Genomic DNA, 18,652 nt, shown 5'->3' with positions numbered 1-18,652 from the left:
GGCGAATGTTCTTATGCCGGATTACTGCTCTACCGTGATGTGGACTGCAAGCCGTTCCTGCGCATGCCCGATCAGAATGCCGGCTATCGGCATCGCCTCGCGATAGTCGCGGCCGACAGCCACGCGCACATAGCGTTCGTCGGGCGACATGCCGTTGGCTGCATCGAAGCCGACCCAGCCGAGGTCGCTGACATAGGCCTCCGCCCAGGCGTGCGTGGCAACCTGGTCGACCCGGTCGTTCATCATCAGGTAGCCGCTGACATAGCGCGCGGGAAATCCAAGCAGCCGGGCCGAAGCGGCAAATACATGTGAGTGGTCCTGGCAGACGCCGGTCCCTTTCACCAGTGCTTCCTCGGCGGTCGTGCGCGAGTCCGTCGTGCCGGTGACATAAGCTATCCGCTGCTGGATGAGCGCCATCAACCCGTGCAGCCGCTGCAGATCGCCTCCATCGCCGACGCTTGCCGCCAGATCGCGGATCGCTGTGCCGGGCGCCGTCAGCGGCGTCTGGTGTTCGAACAGCCAGAGCGGCGCAAAACCGCGATGTGGTCCCGAAACACCAGCCGTATCGTTGGTCTCTATCTCGCCTTCAGCCACCACGCTGATCGTATGCGGATCTCCATCGATGGACAGAAGCCGCGTGTCGTTGCCGAACTGATCGAGGAAACGCACCTCCTCCCGCGCGCCTTCGATGTGCAGCGCCCAGGTCAGCATCGTCTGCGCCGGACCGCTCGCCGGCCACAGCCTGAGCCGCTGCAGGCCGTAGCGGATCGGCTCGTCATAGCTGTATTCGGTGCGGTGGCTAACCTTGAGCCGCATCATCCTATCCGATCAATAAAAGCCGAAATCCTGGGCGACCTGATCGCCCAGCCGGTTATTGTCCCTGATGAAGTCGGCCAGGAACTCGTGCAGACCGGTTTCGAAGATGTCCTTGATTTCGGTGCCACGCAGACGGGCATAGATCCGCTCGGCGATCTCCTGCGCCGGATGCCGGGCGCCATAGTCCTCGCCGAGGAACTTCAGATGCTCGGCAAGGAAGCGATAGCTGAACGACAGCGAACGCGGCATGCGCGCATTGAGGATCAGATACTCGGCGATGTTGGTCGGCTTGTATTCGGCCTCGTAGACCCAGCGATAGGACCGGTGCGCCGCAACCGACCGCAAGATTGATTCCCACTGGTAGTTGTCGAGCGACGAGCCAACCCAGGAGACCGAGGGCAAAAGCACGTAATATTTGACGTCGAGGATACGCGCGGTGTTGTCGGCGCGTTCCATGTAGGTGCCGAGCTGAGCGAAATCGAAGATCTCGTTGCGTAGCATCGTTCCATAGAACGAACCGCGGATCAGCGCGGTTTCACGCTTGATGGCGTCGAGCACGCCGGGCAATTCGCGCTGATCGATCGGAGACGCCAGCATGCGCTTCAGGGCCATCCACGCTTCGTTGATGCTCTCCCAGGTCTCCCGCGTCAAAGCCGTGCGCACCATGCGCGCATTGTTGCGCGCGGTCTCCATCGCCGCCACGGCACTCGACGGGTTCGACATGTCGCGCAGCAGGAAATCGGCAACGTTTTCCGCCGTGTAGTCTGAGTGTTTCCCGGCAAACGAGCTGGCAGCACCGGCGGAGAGCAGCACCGATTTCCATTCCTCGGAGGCATCCTGGCTGCGGGTCAGCGCGATGCGCAGGCCGGCATCGATCAGCCTCGCCATGTTCTCGGTCCGCTCGATATAGCGGTTCATCCAGTAAAGGCCGTTGGCGGTGCGTCCCAGAAGCATGAAGAATCAACGTCCCCCTAGTCGTCCAGAACCCAGGTATCCTTGGTCCCGCCACCTTGCGATGAATTCACCACCAACGACCCCTCCTTGAGGGCCACACGCGTCAACCCGCCCGGCACAATGCGGATACGGTCGGAGACCAGCACGAACGGCCTGAGGTCGACATGCCTGGGGGCAAGCCCCTTCTCGGTCAGGATCGGGCAGGTCGATAGCGACAGCGTCGGTTGGGCGATGTAGTTCGACGGCCGGGCCGCGAGCTTCTTGGAAAACTCCTCGCGCTCCTTCCTGGTAGCCGCAGGGCCGACCAGCATGCCGTAGCCGCCCGAGCCGTGCACTTCCTTGACCACCAGCTCGGCCAGATGCTCCTGGACATAATTCAGGCTGTCTGCTTCCGAGCAGCGCCACGTCGGGATGTTGCCGAGGATCGGCTTGCGGCCGGTGTAGAACTCGATGATCTCGGGCATGTAGGAATAGATCGCCTTGTCGTCGGCGATACCGGTGCCTGGCGCATTGGCAATCGTGATGTTGCCGGCGCGGTAGACGTCCATGATGCCGGGCACGCCGAGTGCCGAATCCGGCTTGAAGGTCAGCGGGTCGAGATAGGCGTCGTCGACGCGGCGGTAGAGCACGTCGATCTGCTTGTAGCCTTCGGTCGTGCGCATCGCGACATGGCCGTCGACGACGCGCAGATCCTGTCCCTCGACAAGCTGCACGCCCATCTGGTCGGCCAAAAACGCATGCTCGAAATAGGCCGAGTTGAAGCTGCCCGGCGTCAGCACGGCAATAGTCGGCGCACCGTTCACACCGTTCGGCTTCACCGCCGCCAGCGACTGCCTGAGCAGTTGCGGATAGTTCTCGACCGGATGCACCTTGATGCGCTGGAACAGCTCGGGAAAGAGCTGGAGCATCGTCTCGCGGTTCTCCAGCATGTAGGATACGCCCGAGGGCGTGCGCGCATTGTCCTCGAGCACGTAGAACTCGTTTTCGGCGATGCGTACAATGTCGACGCCGATGATGTGGGTGTAGACGCCCGCCGGCGGCCGAACCCCGATCATCTCCGGCAGGAAGGCCTCATTGGTGGCGATCAGCTCGCGTGGCACGCGCCCTGCCCTGAGGATCTCCTGGCGATGATAGATGTCGTCGAGAAAAGCGTTGAGCGCCTGAACGCGCTGCTCGATGCCCTGCGTCAGCCGGCGCCATTCATTGCCTGAAATGATGCGGGGGACGATGTCGAACGGGATCAGCCGTTCCGATGCCTCCTGCTCGCCATAGACGGCAAAGGTGATGCCGGTCTTGCGAAAAACGCGCTCGGCATCGCGCATTTTTTCAGTAAGTCGGGCGGGGTCCTGGTTTTTCAGCCAGCCGTCATAGGCCTCATAGGGTCTTCTCAAACCGGCTTCTGCCGGCAGCATTTCGTCGAACGCAACCAATGGCAAACTCCCCTCTTGGCCAGTGAAATGACCTCGGGAGAGAAAATCAAGCGCAATCGCCGGTTTTGGCGACAGCCGGCTTATTTATCGGAAAATTGCCCGTATTTTCGGCAGTATGCAGGCGATATGAGCAGATCCCTGCCCTTGTCCCGCTCAGAACGCGCGGAACGTCACCGTGGTGAAGGTATCCTTGATGTTGCCGATGGCATGGACTCGTTCGTTGACGAAGTGGCCGATGTCCTCTTCGTCATCGACGTAGAATTTGACCAGCAGGTCGTAGTTGCCGGCAGTCGAATAGATCTCCGAGGCGATTTCGGCGTCCGCCAATGCGCTCGCCACCTCATAGGCCTTGCCGAGCTCACATTTGATCTGCACGAAAAAGGTCTTCATCGCTTCGTCCGTTCCATCGTTGCCCGTCTTGTCGCAGAACGGACCATGCCTTTCAAGCGACAGCTGCGTTGTGACCACGGCAAAGAGATTTGATTACGGATGCGACGACTTTCCCGAACCTGCGAACGGAGCTGCAGCCTGTCCTCCCAACAGCACGGGAATGCCTGATGCGCAACCGGCTGATCTGATAAACTCCTTGCCGATGCAACCATTTTGCGCGGTCCAGCGTGTCTGCTGGCATCGCCCATGGTTGGCGACCGGAGAACCTCATGCGCCGCGCCGCCCTTTTTGCCTGCCTGCTCATGTCCCTCCCGGCCTATGCCGGTGAGGCCGAAATCAAGGCAGCACAAGACAGCATTTCGGGCCAGCTCCATGCCTTCCGCTCGGGCAACGACGCCACTGCCTACAGCTACGCCGCCCCCAATGTGAAGCGCATTTTCCCGACCCTCGACACTTTCATGAACATGGTCACGGGCGCGTACAAGCCAGTGCACAAGCCGCAGAGCTTCTCCTTTGGAAAATTCCAGGAAACGAGCCCGACATCGATCGTCCAGCAGGTGATCATCGTCGGTGCCGACGGAAAGGACTACGAAGCCGTCTACACGCTCGAACTCCAGCCCGACGGCGTCTGGCGCATCACCGGCGTCAGCCTGCGTGCCTCAAACTCGCTCAGCACCTGATCAGAGCCGCGACCGACGATCGCCCGAACGCATCCGGCTCCTGTCAGCCAAGTCGACCCGCCTGGTGATCCCGATCGCCTCGAGGAATGCTTGGTCGTGGCTGACCACCAGCAGCGCCCCGTCATAGCCGCGCAATCCGGCTTCCACGGCCTCGATGGCGTCGATGTCGAGATGATTGGTCGGCTCGTCGAGGATCAGCAACGCTGGCGGCGCCTTGCCGCCGAGCACGCAGGCCAGTCCAGCCCGCAGCAACTGGCCGCCGCTCAGGCTGCTCGCGACCTGCAACGCCGCATCTGCACGGAACATGAAGCGCGCCAGCGCCGCACGGCAGGCATTTTCGTCCGCCTCGGGATTGATGCGGCGGAAGTTGTCGCGGATCGAAGCCTTGGCGTCGAGCAAGCCGACCTGCTGGTCGAGCATGGCATAGGCGGTCAGTATGGAGACACTGCCCGCCCATGGCTCGAGTTCGCCCGAGATCGCCTTGAGCAGCGTTGTCTTGCCGCTGCCGTTGCCGCCCACCAGCGCGACACGCTCCGGCCCGGTCACAGCGAGGGAAAAGTCCGAAATGACCGACCTTCCCGGCTCGTAGCCAGCCGTCAGCCGATCAACGCGCAGCACCGACTTCGTGGGCGGCAGGCCCGTCGACGGCAATTTCAGCAAGATGGGCTGCAGCACCTCGATCCGCTCGCGGGCGGCGGCGGCATCTGCTTCCGCCTGGGCGCGCCGGCGCTCGGCCAGGCGGATGTTTTCGCCTGATGTGTTCTCGGCGCGGTTTTTCAGCCCGTTCATCAGGATGCGTGGCATGTCACCCTTGGCCGCTTTGCGTTTGCCGGCACCGTCCTTGCGTGCCTTGCGCTCGGCCGTCGCCTGGCCTTTCACGGCAACCTCCGACACACGTCGTTCAGCGTCGAGCAGATCGTGCTCGGCCGCGGCCAGTTCGATCGCCTTGCGCTCGCGATAATGGCTCCAGTTGCCGCCATGACGCGTCGCGCCCAGCGACGTCAGCTCGACTATGGCGTCCATGGTGTCGAGCAGCTCGCGGTCGTGGCTGACGACGATAGCCCCGGTGCGCCAGCCGGCCAGCAGGTCGATCACCGCCTTCCGGCCGTCACGATCGAGATTGTTGGTCGGCTCGTCGAGCAGGATGAAGTCGGGCTCGCCAAAGACCAGCGCGGCGAGCCCCGCACGCGTACGCTGGCCGCCCGACAGGGCATCGAGCGCCGTGGCAGGCTCCGCGCTCAACCCGACGCGGGCGAGTGCAGCCTCGATGCGCGCCTCCAGCGTCCAGTCGGCATTGGTCAATTCCTCGACACTGGCAAGTCCGGCCCCAGCACGCCGCAGCAGGTCGAGCCCCTCAGATGCCCCGAACAGGTCGGCCACGGTTTCGCCTGGCGAGATCTGCGCCGCCTGGCGCAGCAGCCCTAGCGTGCCAGCGACGGATACATTGCCGGTCTCCGGTAGCATGGAGCGCGATATCAGATACAGAAGCGTCGACTTGCCAACGCCATTGCGTCCGACAAGCCCCGAACGGCCTGCTTCGAAGTTCAGCGATAGATTGGAAAAGAGCGTCCGGCCGTCAGGCGTGGACCAGGCAATATTCGACAGAGAGATTGATGCAGGCATGGAATTCCCCAATGGCAATGCGGTTCGGCGTTGCTGTCGGGCAAAAATCCATTGAGGCACACATCCTGTTGAAATTACTGATGGCTGCTAGATAGTCGAGCTGCCGCCTTGGTTCAAGCCATTGATTTCATTCCGGCCGGCGCGCCTCGACGCTGATCGTCTCGCAGCCAGTGGCCGGCGCCTGGCCGTAACGATAGTCACCAGAGGCGACGACGTCGACGAAACCCGTTTCCCGCAGCGCCATGGCAAATTCCTCGACGCCCCACCAACGCAGGCTGAACAGCTCCAGTTCGGAATCGACGAGCTTGGTGTCCTTCCACAGTTCGTAGCGCAGATGCGTCACGGTGGTCTGCGCGACATAGTCGGTTGAAACGCGCGCATCGGTCAGCGTCATCAGATCGCCGTCCCAGGTGGTCCAACTCCGCACCCGGCCGCCCTCGCCCAGGAAGCCGCCGATGGCGTCCAGGTCGATCATCAGCCGCCCGCCCGGCGCCAGATGATCGAAGAACCGCCGCAAAACGGCCTTCGCCACAGCCATGTCGGTGATCAGCTGGAACGAGCCAAGCGGCACGACGATTGCCGCAAAGCGGCGATCGTAGGCAAAGGTCTCGAACGTCCCATGGCTGATCCGCCCCTCGTCGAGCGAGCGCTCCGCACAGGCCCTGCGACAATAGCCAAGCATCTCGTTCGAGGGGTCGAAGCCGCTGATGTCGAAACCGGCTTCCAGCATCCGCACGAAAAAGCGACCATTGCCGACAGCAGGCTCCAGGATGGAGCCGGCACAATCCGCAAGACGCCCACGATAATATTCGATGTCTCCGAAAGAGCGCCCAACCGGCTTGTCGAGATTGTAGACCCAGGAGGCGAGCGTTCCGTATCTGTTGTTCATGCGCGCCTGCCCCGTCTGATCTACAGCAATTTCCGCTGACCTTCGCGCGGCCAAGCATGTCCGCGCCATACGACGGACTTGCTTGCCACGTCCAGCCACCAAATCTTCGGGAACGAGCGTTGCGTGGTCGCTGTGGCGCGGACACAACGCCTTCAGGCGGAGAGTTGCGCGCCACAGGCTCAGGTCAGACGTCAGGCGTCGGCGAAGAACCCACTCAATGCCTTCAGGTCGACATTGCCGCCGCTGAGCACGATACCGACGCGTTTGCCCGCACAGTCGACGACGCCGTTGAGCGCTGCCGCCGCCGCCAGACAGCCGGTCGGTTCGACAATCAGCTTCATGCGTTCGGCAAAGAAGCGCATCGTCGACACCAGTTGCGCATCGCTGACCGTGACGATGCCGTCGACCTTGGCCTGCAGGATCGGAAAATTGTGGTCGCCGACATAGGTGGTCAGCGCCCCATCGGCGATCGACTTCGGCGGCGCGATGCGAACCACCTCACCCTTCTGCAGCGACTGCTGTCCGTCATTGCCGGCCTCCGGCTCAACGCCGATGACGCGACAGCCAGGCGCCAGTGCCTTGGCGCTCAGCGCACAGCCGGCAAGCAGGCCGCCGCCTCCGAGCGGCGCGATGAGGATGTCGATCTGTCCAACCTCGTCGATCAGCTCAAGTGCCGCCGTGCCCTGGCCGGCAATGATGTCGGGGTGATCAAAGGGCGGGATGACGGTCATGCCGCGTTCCTCGGAAATCCCGCGCGCCATCGCCTCGCGATCATCCTTGTAGCGGTCGAAGAACACCACCTCAGCGCCATAGCCCCGGGTCGCCGCAACTTTGATCTCGGGAGCGTCCTTGGGCATCACGATGACAGACGGCGCGTCGAGCAGCGTCGCCGCATAGGCGAGCGCCTGAGCGTGGTTGCCAGAGGAAAAAGCGACGACGCCCTTCTGCCTGGCTTCCGGCGACAGCGCCGAAACGGCGTTGTAGGCACCGCGGAACTTGAAAGCACCGGCGCGCTGCAAATTCTCGGCCTTGAAGAACAGCTCGCCGCCAATCTTGGCATTGGCAGCGCGCGAGGTCAGCACCGGGGTCCGATGCGCCTCGCCATCGATGCGCGAAGCCGCAACCCTGACGTCTTCAAATGTTGGAACGCGCAGCGAAACAGTCATGGGATTCTCCTTGGATTGCGGCACCATAGTCGACGCCAGCGATTTCCATAAGCCCGCACCGGACGCCACCGCTTGCGCCAGCGCGCTTGACTTTTCGCATGTATGTTCCCTTTATGTTCCGAATACTCTCGACAGATCGCCTCTATGGAAAGCGCAGCCACCATCCTGCATGCCGACCTCGACGCCTTCTATGCGTCGGTCGAACAGTTGCTCGACCCGAGCCTGCGCGGACAGCCCATCGCCGTCGGCGGTGGGGTGGTGCTCGCCGCGTCCTACGAAGCCAAGGCGTTCGGCGTCCATGGCGGCATGCCGGGCCGGCGCGCCCGCGAACTGTGCCCCGGCCTCATCTTCGTCGGCGGCAATTTCAGGGAGTACCAACGTCTGGGCGACGCAGCGATCGCGGTGCTCGGCGATTTCACGCCGCTGGTCGAGCGCATCTCCATCGATGAGGCCTTCGCCGACGTCGCCGGCTGCACCCACCTGTTCGGTTCGCCCGAGGAGATCGCGCGGAAGATCAGGAACAGGGTCCGGACCGAACTCGGCCTGCCGATATCAGTCGGCGTCGCCCGCACCAAGCACCTCGCCAAGATCGCCTCGCAGGTCGCCAAGCCCGACGGCATCGTCGTGGTCGATGGCAGTGCGGAAATCGCATTCCTGCACGGCTTGCCTGTCGGCCTGATGTGGGGTGTAGGCCCAGCGACCGAAACGCGCCTGGCGGACGCCGGCATCACCACCATCGGCCAACTGGCCAACGCCAACCGGCATTTGCTCGAACGCCTGCTCGGTCACGCATCAGGCGAAAAGCTGGCGGCACTTGCCTGGAACCGCGATCCACGCCGCCTCCAGCCGCATCGCCGCGCCCATTCCGCCGGCGCGCAGTCGGCGCTCGGTATGAAACCGGCGCGGCCCGATATCTACGTGCCTGTCCTGCGCCACCTCGCCGACCGCGTCGCTTCGCGCCTCCGGGCCAAATCACGCCCCGGTCGCACCATCACCGCCCGCGTCCGCTTTGCCGACCTGCGTTCGGTGACGCGGTCAATCACGCTCGACGCGCCGATCTCGGCCACCGCAATGATCACGGAAGTCGCCGAAGAACTGGTGCGCGGCGTGCTCGCCCAGTACCCGAGCGAACGCGCCATATCGCTTCTGGCAATCTCTGTCTCGCATCTCGAGGAACATTCCGGCCTGCAGCTCGAACTGCCGCTTGGGCTCGCCGACGAAAAACACCGACCAGGCACGCGAAAAGGCCAGGCGCGCTGGGGCGCTGACCGTGCCATGGACGCGATCCGCGAACGTTTCGGCTGGGAAGCGGTCGGCTACGCCTCGGTCGCGCTCGGGCACGCGGGGTCCGTGCCCGATGCCTTCCGCGAACTGGCCGAGAAAGAGCTGTGAGCGGCTGATCTCAGCCCTTGTGCAGCGAGATGTCGCCGCGCGCCCATCCTTCGCTGATCTCCGTGGTACGGTCGGCAAAACGCCCGGCCTCGATCGAGGCACGGATCTCGCTCATCAGGTGCTGGTAATAGGACAGGTTGTTCCAAGTCAGCAGCATCGCGCCCAGTGCCTCGCCCGACCGCACCAGATGATGCAGGTAGGCGCGCGAATAGTCGCGCGCCGCCGGGCAATCGCTTTCCTCGTCCAGCGGCCGCGGATCGTCAGCGTGGCGCGCATTGCGCAGGTTCACCTTGCCGCGGCGTGTATAGGCAAGGCCGTGGCGGCCAGCCCGCGTCGGCATCACGCAATCGAACATGTCGATGCCACGCGCCACCGACTTGATGATGTCGTCGGGCGTACCGACGCCCATCAGATAGCGCGGCTTCTCCTGCGGCAGTTCCGGACAGGTGATGTCGAGCATGTCGAGCATCACCTCCTGCGGCTCACCGACGGCGAGGCCGCCGACGGCATAACCCTTGAGCTCCAGCCCCGTCAGCGCCTGCGCCGAGCGCACGCGCATGTCAGGGATATCGCCGCCCTGCACGATGCCGAACATTGCCTTGCCCGGCTGGTCGCCGAAGGCGGTCTTGCAGCGCTCGGCCCAGCGCAGCGACATTTCCATGGCGCGCTGGATTTCCTTCGGCGTCGACGGCAGCGCCGTGCATTCGTCGAGCTGCATCTGTATGTCGGAATCGAGCAGCCCCTGGATCTCGATCGAACGCTCCGGCGACATCTCGTAGGGCGCGCCATCGATATGCGAGCGGAAGGTCACGCCCTTTTCGCTGATCTTGCGCAGCTTCGACAGCGACATCACCTGGAAGCCGCCGGAATCGGTCAGGATCGGATGCGGCCAACGAGCAAAGTCGTGCAGGCCGCCGAGCTTGGCCACCCGTTCCGCGCCGGGACGCAGCATCAGATGATAAGTGTTGCCGAGGATGATGTCGGCGCCGACGCCGCGCACCTGATCCATATACATCGCCTTGACAGTGCCGCCTGTGCCGACAGGCATGAAGGCCGGCGTACGGATGGTGCCGCGTGGCATGGTGATTTCACCGCGCCGCGCCTTGCCGTCGGTCGCGAGCAGCTTGAAGGTGAACTCAGAACTCATCGGTCGTCCCTGAACAGCAGGCTTGAATCGCCGTAGGAATAGAAGCGGTAGCCGCTCGAAATGGCATGCGCATAGACATCGCGCATGCGCTCCAGTCCGGCAAAGGCCGAAACCAGCATGAACAGCGTCGAGCGCGGCAGGTGGAAGTTGGTCATCAGCGCATCGACGAATTTGAAGCGGTAGCCGGGTGTGATGAAGATGTCGGTCGGGCCTGACCAGGCGGCCAAGGTACCGTCTTCGCGCGCGGCACTCTCCATCAGGCGCAGCGACGTGGTGCCGACGGCAACCACCTTGTTGCCCCGCGCCCGCGCCGCATTCAGCACGGTTGCAGTCTCGGCCGAAACGTACCCGACCTCCGAATGCATCTTGTGGTCGGCGGTGTCATCGGCCTTTACGGGCAAAAAAGTGCCGGCGCCGACATGCAGCGTCACGAACTGCTTTTCGATGCCGCGCGCCTCGAGCGCCGCAAACAATTCCGGCGTGAAATGCAGGCCGGCGGTGGGCGCAGCAACAGCCCCCTCTTCGCGGGCATAAACGGTCTGGTAGTCCTTGCGGTCGCGCTCATCATCCGGGCGCTTCGAAGCGATATAGGGCGGCAGCGGAATGTGGCCGACGGCATGCAACGCCTCATCAAGCCCCGGTCCAGAGAGGTCGAAGGCCAGAAGCGCCTCACCACCCTCGCCTTTTTCCAACACCGTGGCGTCGAGCTGGCCGAGCATGCAGGCCTCGGCATCGTGGCCGAACCGGATGCGGTCGCCTATGGCAACCCGCTTGCCTGGCCGCATGAAGGCAAGCCAGCGGTCGGGTGCGGTGCGCATGTGCAGTGTCGCATCGACATGCGCCACGGCCTCGCCACGCACCCGAACACCCTTGAGCTGAGCCGGAATGACGCGCGTGTCGTTGAGCACCAGCACATCGCCAGGGTTCAGAAGCGACGGCAGGTCGCGCACCGACAGATCGGCCAGCGCTTCGTCCGGCCGCACGCACAAAAGCCGCGCCATGTCGCGCGGTTCGGCCGGGCGCAGCGCAATGTTCGCCTCCGGCAGCTCGAAATCGAAAAGATCAACGCGCATCAGTAGATACGGATCATCAGCGCGCCGGTGAGCAGAAGCACGGCACCGACGATGCGGCCCATGGAAATCTCACGCACGGCAACACCCAAAATGCCGGCCTTGTCGACCAGCATGCCGGCCAAGAGCTGCCCCGTCACCAGGAAAGCCATCAATGCCGCCGCACCGATGCGTGGGGTCAGCAGCACGGTCGAGGTGACGTAGGCCGCGCCGAGCACACCGCCAGTCACGAACAGCCAAGGTGCCGGCGCTCTCCAGTCGATAGCTGCGCCTGGCATGCGCGTGGTGAGCAAGGTGACCACGCCGAGCACGACAGCACCAGCGAGGAAAGAGATCGCAGCCGCCGCGACGGGCACGCCGAGGCCGCGCGCCAGCTGTGCATTAATCGGTGCCTGAATGGCAATGAAGGCGCCCGCCAGAACGCCGAGAAGCGACCAGAGAGCGCCAGCCATTGTCAGTTATTCCGCGACGTCGGCCGCAACCTTCAGCGACACGATCTTGTCGGGATCCTGCACCGGCTCGCCGCGCTTGATCTTGTCGACATTGTCCATGCCTTCGATGACCTGGCCCCAGACCGTGTACTGGCGGTTCAGGAAGCCGGCATCCTCGAAGCAGATGAAGAACTGCGAGTTGGCCGAATTCGGGTTCTGGGCACGCGCCATCGAGCAGGTGCCGCGGGCGTGGTTCATGTTGTTGAACTCGGCCTTCAGGTCCGGCTTGTCCGAACCGCCCATGCCGGCACGCGACGGGTTGAAGTCCTTGCCGCCCGACTTGCCGAACTTGACGTCGCCGGTCTGGGCCATGAAGCCGTCGATGACGCGGTGGAACACCACGCCGTCATAGGCGCCTTCGCGCGCCAGTTCCTTGATGCGGCCGACATGGCCGGGCGCCAGGTCCGGGAACAGCTCGATGACCACATTGCCCTTGGTCGTTTCCATGATCAGCGCGTTCTCGCGATCCTTGATCTCGGCCATGATGAAATTCCTTCTCTTCGTTTTCGTTTACTTGGCGTCCGCGGCGATGCGGACCTTGATCATGCGGTCGGGGTCGCTGACCGACCCATTATTGGCCGCGTCACCCTTCTTGATGGCGTCGACCAGATCCATGCCGCTCTCGACGTCGCCGACGATGGTGTACTGGCCGTCGAGTGAGGACGCGGTGTCGAACATGATGAAGAACTGCGAATTCGCCGAATTCGGGTCCTGCGAGCGTGCCATGCCGACGACGCCGCGCTTGAAGTTTTCCTGCGAGAACTCGGCCTGGATGTCGGGCAGCTTCGAGCCGCCCATGCCGGCGCGGTTGGGATCAAAGCCATCCTTCATGTCGCCGAACTCGACGTCGCCGGTCTGGGCCATGAAGCCGCCGATGACGCGATGGAACGCGACGTTGTCATAGGCGCCTTCGCGCACCAGCGTCTTGATCTGCGCGACATGCTTGGGCGCGAGGTCGGGACGCAGCGCGATGGTCACGTCGCCGCCCTTCAGCGTGATGACCATGGTGTTCTCGGGCTCGGCAGCAATGGCTGCAGCCGATCCGGCCAAAAGGCCGGCGAGGACGACGACGGACGAGGCAAGCTTCCTAAGCTGCATGTTTCGATACTCCGGAAAAATTATTTCGCGAATTTGGCGTTGAGCGCGCCGGCAACCGCCGCCGGCACGAACGGACGTATGTCGCCGCCCATCGAGGCTATCTGACGGACAAGTGTGGCGGTAATGGTGCGAACCGAAGGGCTCGCCGGCAGGAAAACGGTCTGCAATTCCGGTGCCATGGTCTCGTTCATGCCGGCCATCTGCATCTCATAGTCGAGGTCGGTGCCGTCGCGCAGGCCGCGGATCATGATCGAGGCGCCTTCCTTGCGCGCCGCGTCGATCACCAGCCCGTCAAAGGCCACCACCTTGATGCGTCCGCCATCGGCGCCGAATTCCGCCGTCGTCGCTTCCTCGATAAGCGTCACACGCTCTTCGAAGGAAAACAGAGGCTTCTTGCCGGGATGAATGCCGATAGCGGCATAGACGACGTCGGCAACGGCCAGCGACGCCTTGAGCACGTCGAGATGGCCGTTTGTGAGCGGGTCGAACGACCCGGCATAGATGGCGATGCGATCAGTCATGGGCTGCTTCTAGAACATCGGCGCCAAAGGTGGAAGCACGCTTTGCCGCCAACCTGCTCCGTCTCCGACCGAAAAATTGGTTACGAGATGAATGCGAGATGAACGGCAATCTCAGGATCAGTTCAAGCGGATGTGAATAGAACGTCATTATAGTGGGTGAAACCAAACAGCGTCTCGTCCGTTGTTTCCACCAGGAGAACAGCGCCATGATGATCTACATGCTCGCCGCGGCCATGACTCTGGCCATGCTTGTCGCCACCGCCTTCAGCCTCCACCAGGAGGCTCACCGCGTCCGCACCAAGGTGCAGACCGCCCGCGTGCAGCTTCCGGGCTGGCGCAATCCGCGCGCCCCGCGCTGAACAGTTTCTGCCCCTCCAGGCAGAAGCGGCGCCACGGCGCCGCTTCTTTCTCTTCCTGATTGTCTGATCTCAAGCTCTTGAACAGACGCCATTTTCAGGCGCCCGCAAAGATCAGCCCTGTTCCCCCTCGGGTGCAGGGTCTGCGCTCGGTGCGTCGCCGGCAACGCCGTCACCATTGACCGCCTCGTCGGCCTCATCCTCGCCCTGCGGCTCGGAAATCCGCTCGACCGACACCACCTTCTCGCCGTCGGCGGTGTTGAAGATCGTCACGCCCTTGGTGGCGCGGCTGGCCGTGCGGATGCCGTCGACAGGCACGCGGATGACCTGGCCGCCGTCGGAGACGAGCATGATCTGGTCGTCATTGCCGACCGGGAAGGTCGCCACCAGCTTGCCGATCTCCGCCACCTTCGACACGTCGGTGGCGCGGATACCCTTGCCGCCGCGGTTTGTCAGGCGGAAATCGTAGGACGACGAACGCTTGCCATAGCCATATTCGGTGACCGTCAACACGAACTGCTCATGCTCGCCAAGGAACTGGTAGCGCTCCTCGGCGATGTCGGCTTCCTCGCCGACATCCTCGTTGGTCAACGCGATATCCTCGTCCTCGCCGGCGGCGACTCCGGCGGCCAGTCGCCGCTCGGCGACCGAGCGCTTGAGATAGGCGGCACGTTCGGCCGGGCTTGCCTCGACATGCTCGATGATCGCCATCGAGATGACGCGGTCGCCGTCGGCCATGCTGATGCCGCGCACGCCGACCGAGTTTCGGCTCTGGAACACGCGCACGTCGTCGACGCGGAAGCGGATGCACTGGCCGGAATCGGCGGTCAGCAGCACGTCGTCATTGTCGGTGCAGGTCTCGACGCCGAGGATCTCGTCGCCTTCCTCCTCCAGCTTCATGGCGATCTTGCCATTACGCTTGACGTCGACGAAGTCGCTCAGCTTGTTGCGGCGCACGGTGCCGCGCGTGGTGGCGAACATCACGTCGAGTTCGCTCCAGCTTGCCTCGTCCTCCGGCAACGGCATGATCGTGGTGATGCGCTCGCCCTGCTGCAGCGGCAACAGGTTGATCAGAGCCTTGCCACGCGACTGAGGATTGCCGATCGGCAGGCGCCAGACCTTTTCCTTGTAGACGATGCCACGCGACGAGAAGAACAGCACCGGCGTGTGCGTGTTGACGACGAACAGGCGGGTGACGAAATCCTCGTCCTTCGTCGACATGCCGGAGCGGCCCTTGCCGCCGCGACGCTGTGCCCGGTAGAGCGACAGCGGCACGCGCTTGATGTAGCCGGAGTGGCTGACGGTGACGACCATGTCCTCGCGCGGGATAAGGTCCTCGTCTTCCATGTCGGAGCCGGCGTCGGTGATCTCGGTGCGGCGCGGCACGCCAAACTCGTCACGCACGGCAACCAGCTCGTCCTTGACGATCTGCTGAATGCGAGCCCGCGACGACAGGATGTCGAGATAGTCAGTGATCTCGGCGCCGATCTTGTTCAGTTCGTCGGCGATTTCGTCGCGGCCAAGTGCCGTCAGGCGCTGCAGGCGCAGTTCGAGAATGGCGCGGGCCTGCTCTTCCGACAGGTTGTAGGTGCCGTCATCGTTGATGCGGTGGCGCGGATCGTCGATCAGGCGGATCAGTGACTCGACGTCGGACGCCGGCCAGCGTCGCGTCATCAACTGGTCACGTGCCGTCTGCGGATCGGGCGCGGTACGGATCAGCTTGATGACCTCGTCGATATTGGCAACCGCGATCGCCAGGCCGACCAAGATGTGGGCTCGGTCGCGCACCTTCTTGAGCAGGTACTTGGTGCGACGGCTGATCACCTCTTCACGGAAAGCGACGAACGCCTTCAGCATGTCGAGCAGCGTCAGCACCTCGGGCTTGCCGCCGTTGAGCGCCACCATGTTGGCGCCGAACGACGTCTGCAGCGGCGTGAAACGGTAGAGCTGGTTGAGGATGACCTCGGCATTGGCATCGCGCTTGAGCTCGATGACAACGCGGTAGCCCTGGCGGTCGGATTCGTCGCGGATGTCGGAGATGCCCTCGATGCGCTTGTCGCGCACCAGTTCGGCCATCTTCTCGATCATCGTCGCCTTGTTCACCTGGAAGGGAACTTCGGTGATGATGATCGCCTCGCGGTCGCCGCGGCTCTGCTCGATATTGACCCTGCCGCGCATCATGACCGAGCCACGGCCGGTCGAATAGGCGTTGTAGATGCCCGAACGCCCGAGGATCAGGCCGCCGGTCGGGAAATCCGGGCCGGGAATGATCTCCATCAGGTCAGGCAGGTCGATCGCAGGGTTTTCCATGACGGCGATGGCGCCGTTGCAGACTTCGACGAGATTGTGAGGCGGAATGTTGGTCGCCATGCCGACGGCGATGCCGCCGGCGCCATTGACCAGCAGCGCCGGGAAACGCGCCGGCAGCACACGCGGCTCCTGGCCCGACGCGTCGTAGGTATCCTGGAAGTCGACAGTGTCCTTGTCGATATCCTCAAGCAGCTCATGCGCGACCTTGGTCAGGCGCGCTTCGGTGTAGCGCATCGCCGCGGGCGGATCCCCGTCGATCGAACCGAAATTGCCTTGCCCATCGATCAGCGGCACGCTCATCGACCAGTCCTGCGCCATACGCACCAAGGCGTCATAGATCGAGGCGTCGCCGTGCGGGTGATATTTACCCATCACGTCGGCGACCGGACGCGCCGACTTCACATATTTGCGGTTCCAGTGGTAGCCGCTCTCATGCGAGGCGAAGAGAATGCGGCGATGCACCGGCTTCATGCCGTCGCGCACGTCTGGCAGGGCGCGACTCACGATCACGCTCATCGCGTAATCGAGGTAGGAGCGCTGCATCTCCTCGATGATGGAAATCGGCTCGATGCCGGAGGGACCGTCAGGTCCACGCGGTGATTTCTGGTCGGTCAACTCGGATCACGCATGTTGGGAATCATTTACCTTATATATAGGAACGGTCGTCGAATGACCAATTTCGGCCTCGCTTTTCCAATGCTGATTTGGGACGCGATTTCAAAAGGATAGCTTATCCTTCCAACATTGCGGCGAGATGTCCTGCCTGTTCTTGCCGCCCTTGCACCCGACGACCCCACGATCCGGCAGCGGCAACTGCCGGCCATGGCCAAATGACGGCCGCTCGATCTGATTTCGCCACTGGCGCGGCAACTGTCGTCAGGTTAGCCTGCATTCGCCGGGGAGATGCCTGATGCCGCTTTTCGACACTGTTTTCAATGCCTTCGTCACCATCCTCGTAACCATCGACCCGCCGGGCCTGGCGCCGCTGTTCCTTGCGGTGACGCGCGGCATGAACCGCGAACAGCGCCTGCAAGTGTCGGTGCGCGCCAGCGTCATCGCCTTTGTCGTGCTGGCGGTCTTCGCCGTTGCCGGTGCGGCCATCCTCACAGTCTTCGGCATCACGCTGCCCGCCTTCCGCGTCGCCGGCGGCTTCCTGCTGTTCTTCATCGCCTTCGAGATGGTTTTCGAGAAGCGCCAGGACCGCAAGGAGAAGATTTCGGATGTCGCGATCACCCGCGACCACATCCACAACATCGCCGCCTTCCCGCTCGCCATCCCACTGATCGCCGGTCCAGGCGCGATCTCGGCGACGGTGCTGCTCTCCGGCTCATTTCAGGGTTGGGCCGGCCAGCTGGCGCTGGTCCTGATCATCCTCGCCTGCCTCGCCGCCACCTATCTGGTCTTCGTTCTCGCCGAACGCATCGACCAGTTCCTCGGCCAAACCGGCCGCTCGATCCTGACTCGCCTCCTCGGTGTGATCCTGGCAGCCCTCGCCGTGCAATTCGTCGCCGACGGTATCAAGGCACTGATGGCGGCTTAAGGCGCGACAGCCCACTGGGCCGTTCTGACCCCGTCGATCCAGACCACCGGCCTTCGTCACCTGCGCAACAGGCTGCAGGGGCCTGAAGTCAGCCGTTCGTCGCACGAAGCAGCCTTGACCCGGCCCTCGATACGGTTAAGGCAGCGCAAAAGGACAGCCACGCATGAAACAGCCCGATGCGCCGGACCATGACGCGTGGTGCGCCTGGCATCCAACCGAGTTGGCACGTCGCCTGACCGGCGTCTCCGTGCCATGGTGCGTCGCCGGCGGATGGGCGCTCGACCTCTGGCACGGCCATCAAACACGCGAGCACGAAGACCTCGAATTCACGGTCCTGCGCAGCGACGTACCCGTCTTCCGCCGCGCACTGGCCGACATGGAATTCCACACTGCCGGAGACGGCATCGTTAAGCACCTGCCCGCGCAAAGTGCTCCGCCTGCTGAAATCTCCCAGGTCTGGTGCCTGGACGTTGTGCAACATTGCTGGCGGGTCGACATGATGATCGAGGAGGGTTCGCCGGATCTGTGGGTTTACAAGCGAAACCCCGCCATATCAGTGCCGCGCGCCGACATTGTCGCCACGACACCGGCCGGCATCGCCTACCTCAAGCCGGCAGCCATCCTGCTGTTCAAGGCGAAACACGGGCGCCCCAAGGACGAAGTAGATTTCGCCAACGCCCTGCCGAAGCTGCAGCAGTCGGAACGCAGCTGGCTGAAGGACTGCCTCGACCTATGCCACCAGGGACATCGATGGGCAGAAGGGCTGTAACCTCGTCCAT

19 protein-coding genes are annotated in these 18,652 nt (G+C 63.3%); 5 read left to right on the top strand and 14 right to left on the bottom strand.

The window, feature by feature from the left end; genetic code table 11:
* Nucleotides 1-21 precede the first annotated feature (21 nt).
* The 4 genes from Amn_RS13875 to Amn_RS13860 all read right to left on the bottom strand — a co-directional run bounded on the left by Amn_RS13875 (nt 22) and on the right by Amn_RS13860 (nt 3,590).
* Nucleotides 22-816, bottom strand: coding sequence for a transglutaminase family protein (locus tag Amn_RS13875; RefSeq protein WP_067966579.1), 795 nt, complete (start codon nt 814-816; stop codon nt 22-24).
* A 12-nt stretch (nt 817-828) separates the two neighbouring features.
* The gene (locus tag Amn_RS13870; protein WP_067962227.1) at nt 829-1,770 is read right to left on the bottom strand and encodes an alpha-E domain-containing protein; all 942 of its coding nucleotides are present in this window, start codon (nt 1,768-1,770) and stop codon (nt 829-831) included.
* A gap of 17 nt (nt 1,771-1,787) precedes the next feature.
* Nucleotides 1,788-3,200 (bottom strand): circularly permuted type 2 ATP-grasp protein, encoded by a 1,413-nt coding sequence (locus Amn_RS13865; RefSeq protein ID WP_067962228.1) that lies wholly within the window; start codon nt 3,198-3,200, stop codon nt 1,788-1,790.
* Nucleotides 3,201-3,353: 153 nt separating this feature from the next.
* Nucleotides 3,354-3,590, bottom strand: a complete 237-nt coding sequence (locus Amn_RS13860; protein WP_067966581.1) for an Lrp/AsnC ligand binding domain-containing protein — start codon at nt 3,588-3,590, stop codon at nt 3,354-3,356.
* Nucleotides 3,591-3,859: 269 nt separating this feature from the next.
* Here Amn_RS13860 and Amn_RS13855 point away from each other — a divergent pair, with 269 nt between their 5' ends.
* Nucleotides 3,860-4,270, top strand: coding sequence for a DUF4864 domain-containing protein (locus Amn_RS13855; protein ID WP_067962229.1), 411 nt, complete (start codon nt 3,860-3,862; stop codon nt 4,268-4,270).
* Here Amn_RS13855 and Amn_RS13850 read toward each other — a convergent pair whose 3' ends face one another.
* The 3 genes from Amn_RS13850 to Amn_RS13840 all read right to left on the bottom strand — a co-directional run bounded on the left by Amn_RS13850 (nt 4,271) and on the right by Amn_RS13840 (nt 7,948).
* On the bottom strand, nt 4,271-5,893 hold the full coding sequence (locus Amn_RS13850; RefSeq protein ID WP_067962231.1) for an ABC-F family ATP-binding cassette domain-containing protein: 1,623 nt from the start codon (nt 5,891-5,893) through the stop codon (nt 4,271-4,273).
* A 127-nt stretch (nt 5,894-6,020) separates the two neighbouring features.
* Entirely contained in the window at nt 6,021-6,782 is a 762-nt protein-coding gene (locus tag Amn_RS13845) for a class I SAM-dependent methyltransferase (RefSeq protein ID WP_286288227.1), read from the bottom strand.
* A 191-nt stretch (nt 6,783-6,973) separates the two neighbouring features.
* Nucleotides 6,974-7,948 (bottom strand): threo-3-hydroxy-L-aspartate ammonia-lyase, encoded by a 975-nt coding sequence (locus Amn_RS13840; protein ID WP_067966584.1) that lies wholly within the window; start codon nt 7,946-7,948, stop codon nt 6,974-6,976.
* A 144-nt stretch (nt 7,949-8,092) separates the two neighbouring features.
* On the opposite strand from Amn_RS13840, the gene dinB reads away from it, so the two are divergent.
* Nucleotides 8,093-9,340, top strand: coding sequence for a DNA polymerase IV (dinB, locus tag Amn_RS13835; RefSeq protein ID WP_286288220.1), 1,248 nt, complete (start codon nt 8,093-8,095; stop codon nt 9,338-9,340).
* 10 nt (nt 9,341-9,350) lie between these two features.
* Here the strand turns inward: dinB and tgt are convergent, their stop codons facing one another.
* From tgt to coaD, 6 genes are all read right to left on the bottom strand, one after another.
* Nucleotides 9,351-10,487, bottom strand: coding sequence for a tRNA guanosine(34) transglycosylase Tgt (gene tgt / locus Amn_RS13830; RefSeq protein WP_067962236.1), 1,137 nt, complete (start codon nt 10,485-10,487; stop codon nt 9,351-9,353).
* Entirely contained in the window at nt 10,484-11,560 is a 1,077-nt protein-coding gene (gene queA / locus Amn_RS13825; protein WP_067962238.1) for a tRNA preQ1(34) S-adenosylmethionine ribosyltransferase-isomerase QueA, read from the bottom strand. Before queA ends, tgt begins: the two co-directional genes overlap by 4 nt.
* Nucleotides 11,560-12,009 carry a DMT family transporter gene (locus tag Amn_RS13820; protein WP_067962240.1) on the bottom strand — a complete coding sequence of 150 codons (450 nt, stop codon included), beginning with the start codon at nt 12,007-12,009 and terminating at the stop codon, nt 11,560-11,562. Before Amn_RS13820 ends, queA begins: the two co-directional genes overlap by 1 nt.
* A gap of 6 nt (nt 12,010-12,015) precedes the next feature.
* A complete protein-coding gene (locus tag Amn_RS13815; RefSeq protein WP_067962242.1) occupies nt 12,016-12,531 on the bottom strand; it encodes a peptidylprolyl isomerase in 516 nt (171 codons plus the stop codon).
* Nucleotides 12,532-12,558: 27 nt separating this feature from the next.
* On the bottom strand, nt 12,559-13,053 hold the full coding sequence (locus Amn_RS13810; RefSeq protein ID WP_246341036.1) for a peptidylprolyl isomerase: 495 nt from the start codon (nt 13,051-13,053) through the stop codon (nt 12,559-12,561).
* 113 nt (nt 13,054-13,166) lie between these two features.
* Nucleotides 13,167-13,667: a pantetheine-phosphate adenylyltransferase gene (coaD, locus tag Amn_RS13805; protein WP_067962246.1), complete on the bottom strand. Its 501-nt coding sequence runs from the start codon at nt 13,665-13,667 to the stop codon at nt 13,167-13,169.
* A 206-nt stretch (nt 13,668-13,873) separates the two neighbouring features.
* Here coaD and Amn_RS13800 point away from each other — a divergent pair, with 206 nt between their 5' ends.
* Nucleotides 13,874-14,026, top strand: coding sequence for a hypothetical protein (locus tag Amn_RS13800; protein WP_165915867.1), 153 nt, complete (start codon nt 13,874-13,876; stop codon nt 14,024-14,026).
* Between the two features lie 111 nt (nt 14,027-14,137).
* Here Amn_RS13800 and gyrA read toward each other — a convergent pair whose 3' ends face one another.
* A complete protein-coding gene (gyrA, locus tag Amn_RS13795; RefSeq protein ID WP_067962248.1) occupies nt 14,138-16,948 on the bottom strand; it encodes a DNA gyrase subunit A in 2,811 nt (936 codons plus the stop codon).
* Nucleotides 16,949-17,243: 295 nt separating this feature from the next.
* On the opposite strand from gyrA, the gene Amn_RS13790 reads away from it, so the two are divergent.
* Entirely contained in the window at nt 17,244-17,873 is a 630-nt protein-coding gene (locus Amn_RS13790; RefSeq protein ID WP_154387050.1) for a MarC family protein, read from the top strand.
* Between the two features lie 163 nt (nt 17,874-18,036).
* Nucleotides 18,037-18,642 carry a nucleotidyltransferase domain-containing protein gene (locus Amn_RS13785; RefSeq protein ID WP_067962251.1) on the top strand — a complete coding sequence of 202 codons (606 nt, stop codon included), beginning with the start codon at nt 18,037-18,039 and terminating at the stop codon, nt 18,640-18,642.
* The last annotated feature ends 10 nt before the right edge of the window (nt 18,643-18,652 follow it).

It is taken from the genome of Aminobacter sp. Y103A, assembly GCF_030294925.1.
GTDB classification, from domain to species: Bacteria; Pseudomonadota; Alphaproteobacteria; order Rhizobiales; family Rhizobiaceae; genus Aminobacter; species Aminobacter ciceronei.
This window is presented reverse-complemented; position numbering and strand designations above follow the sequence as displayed.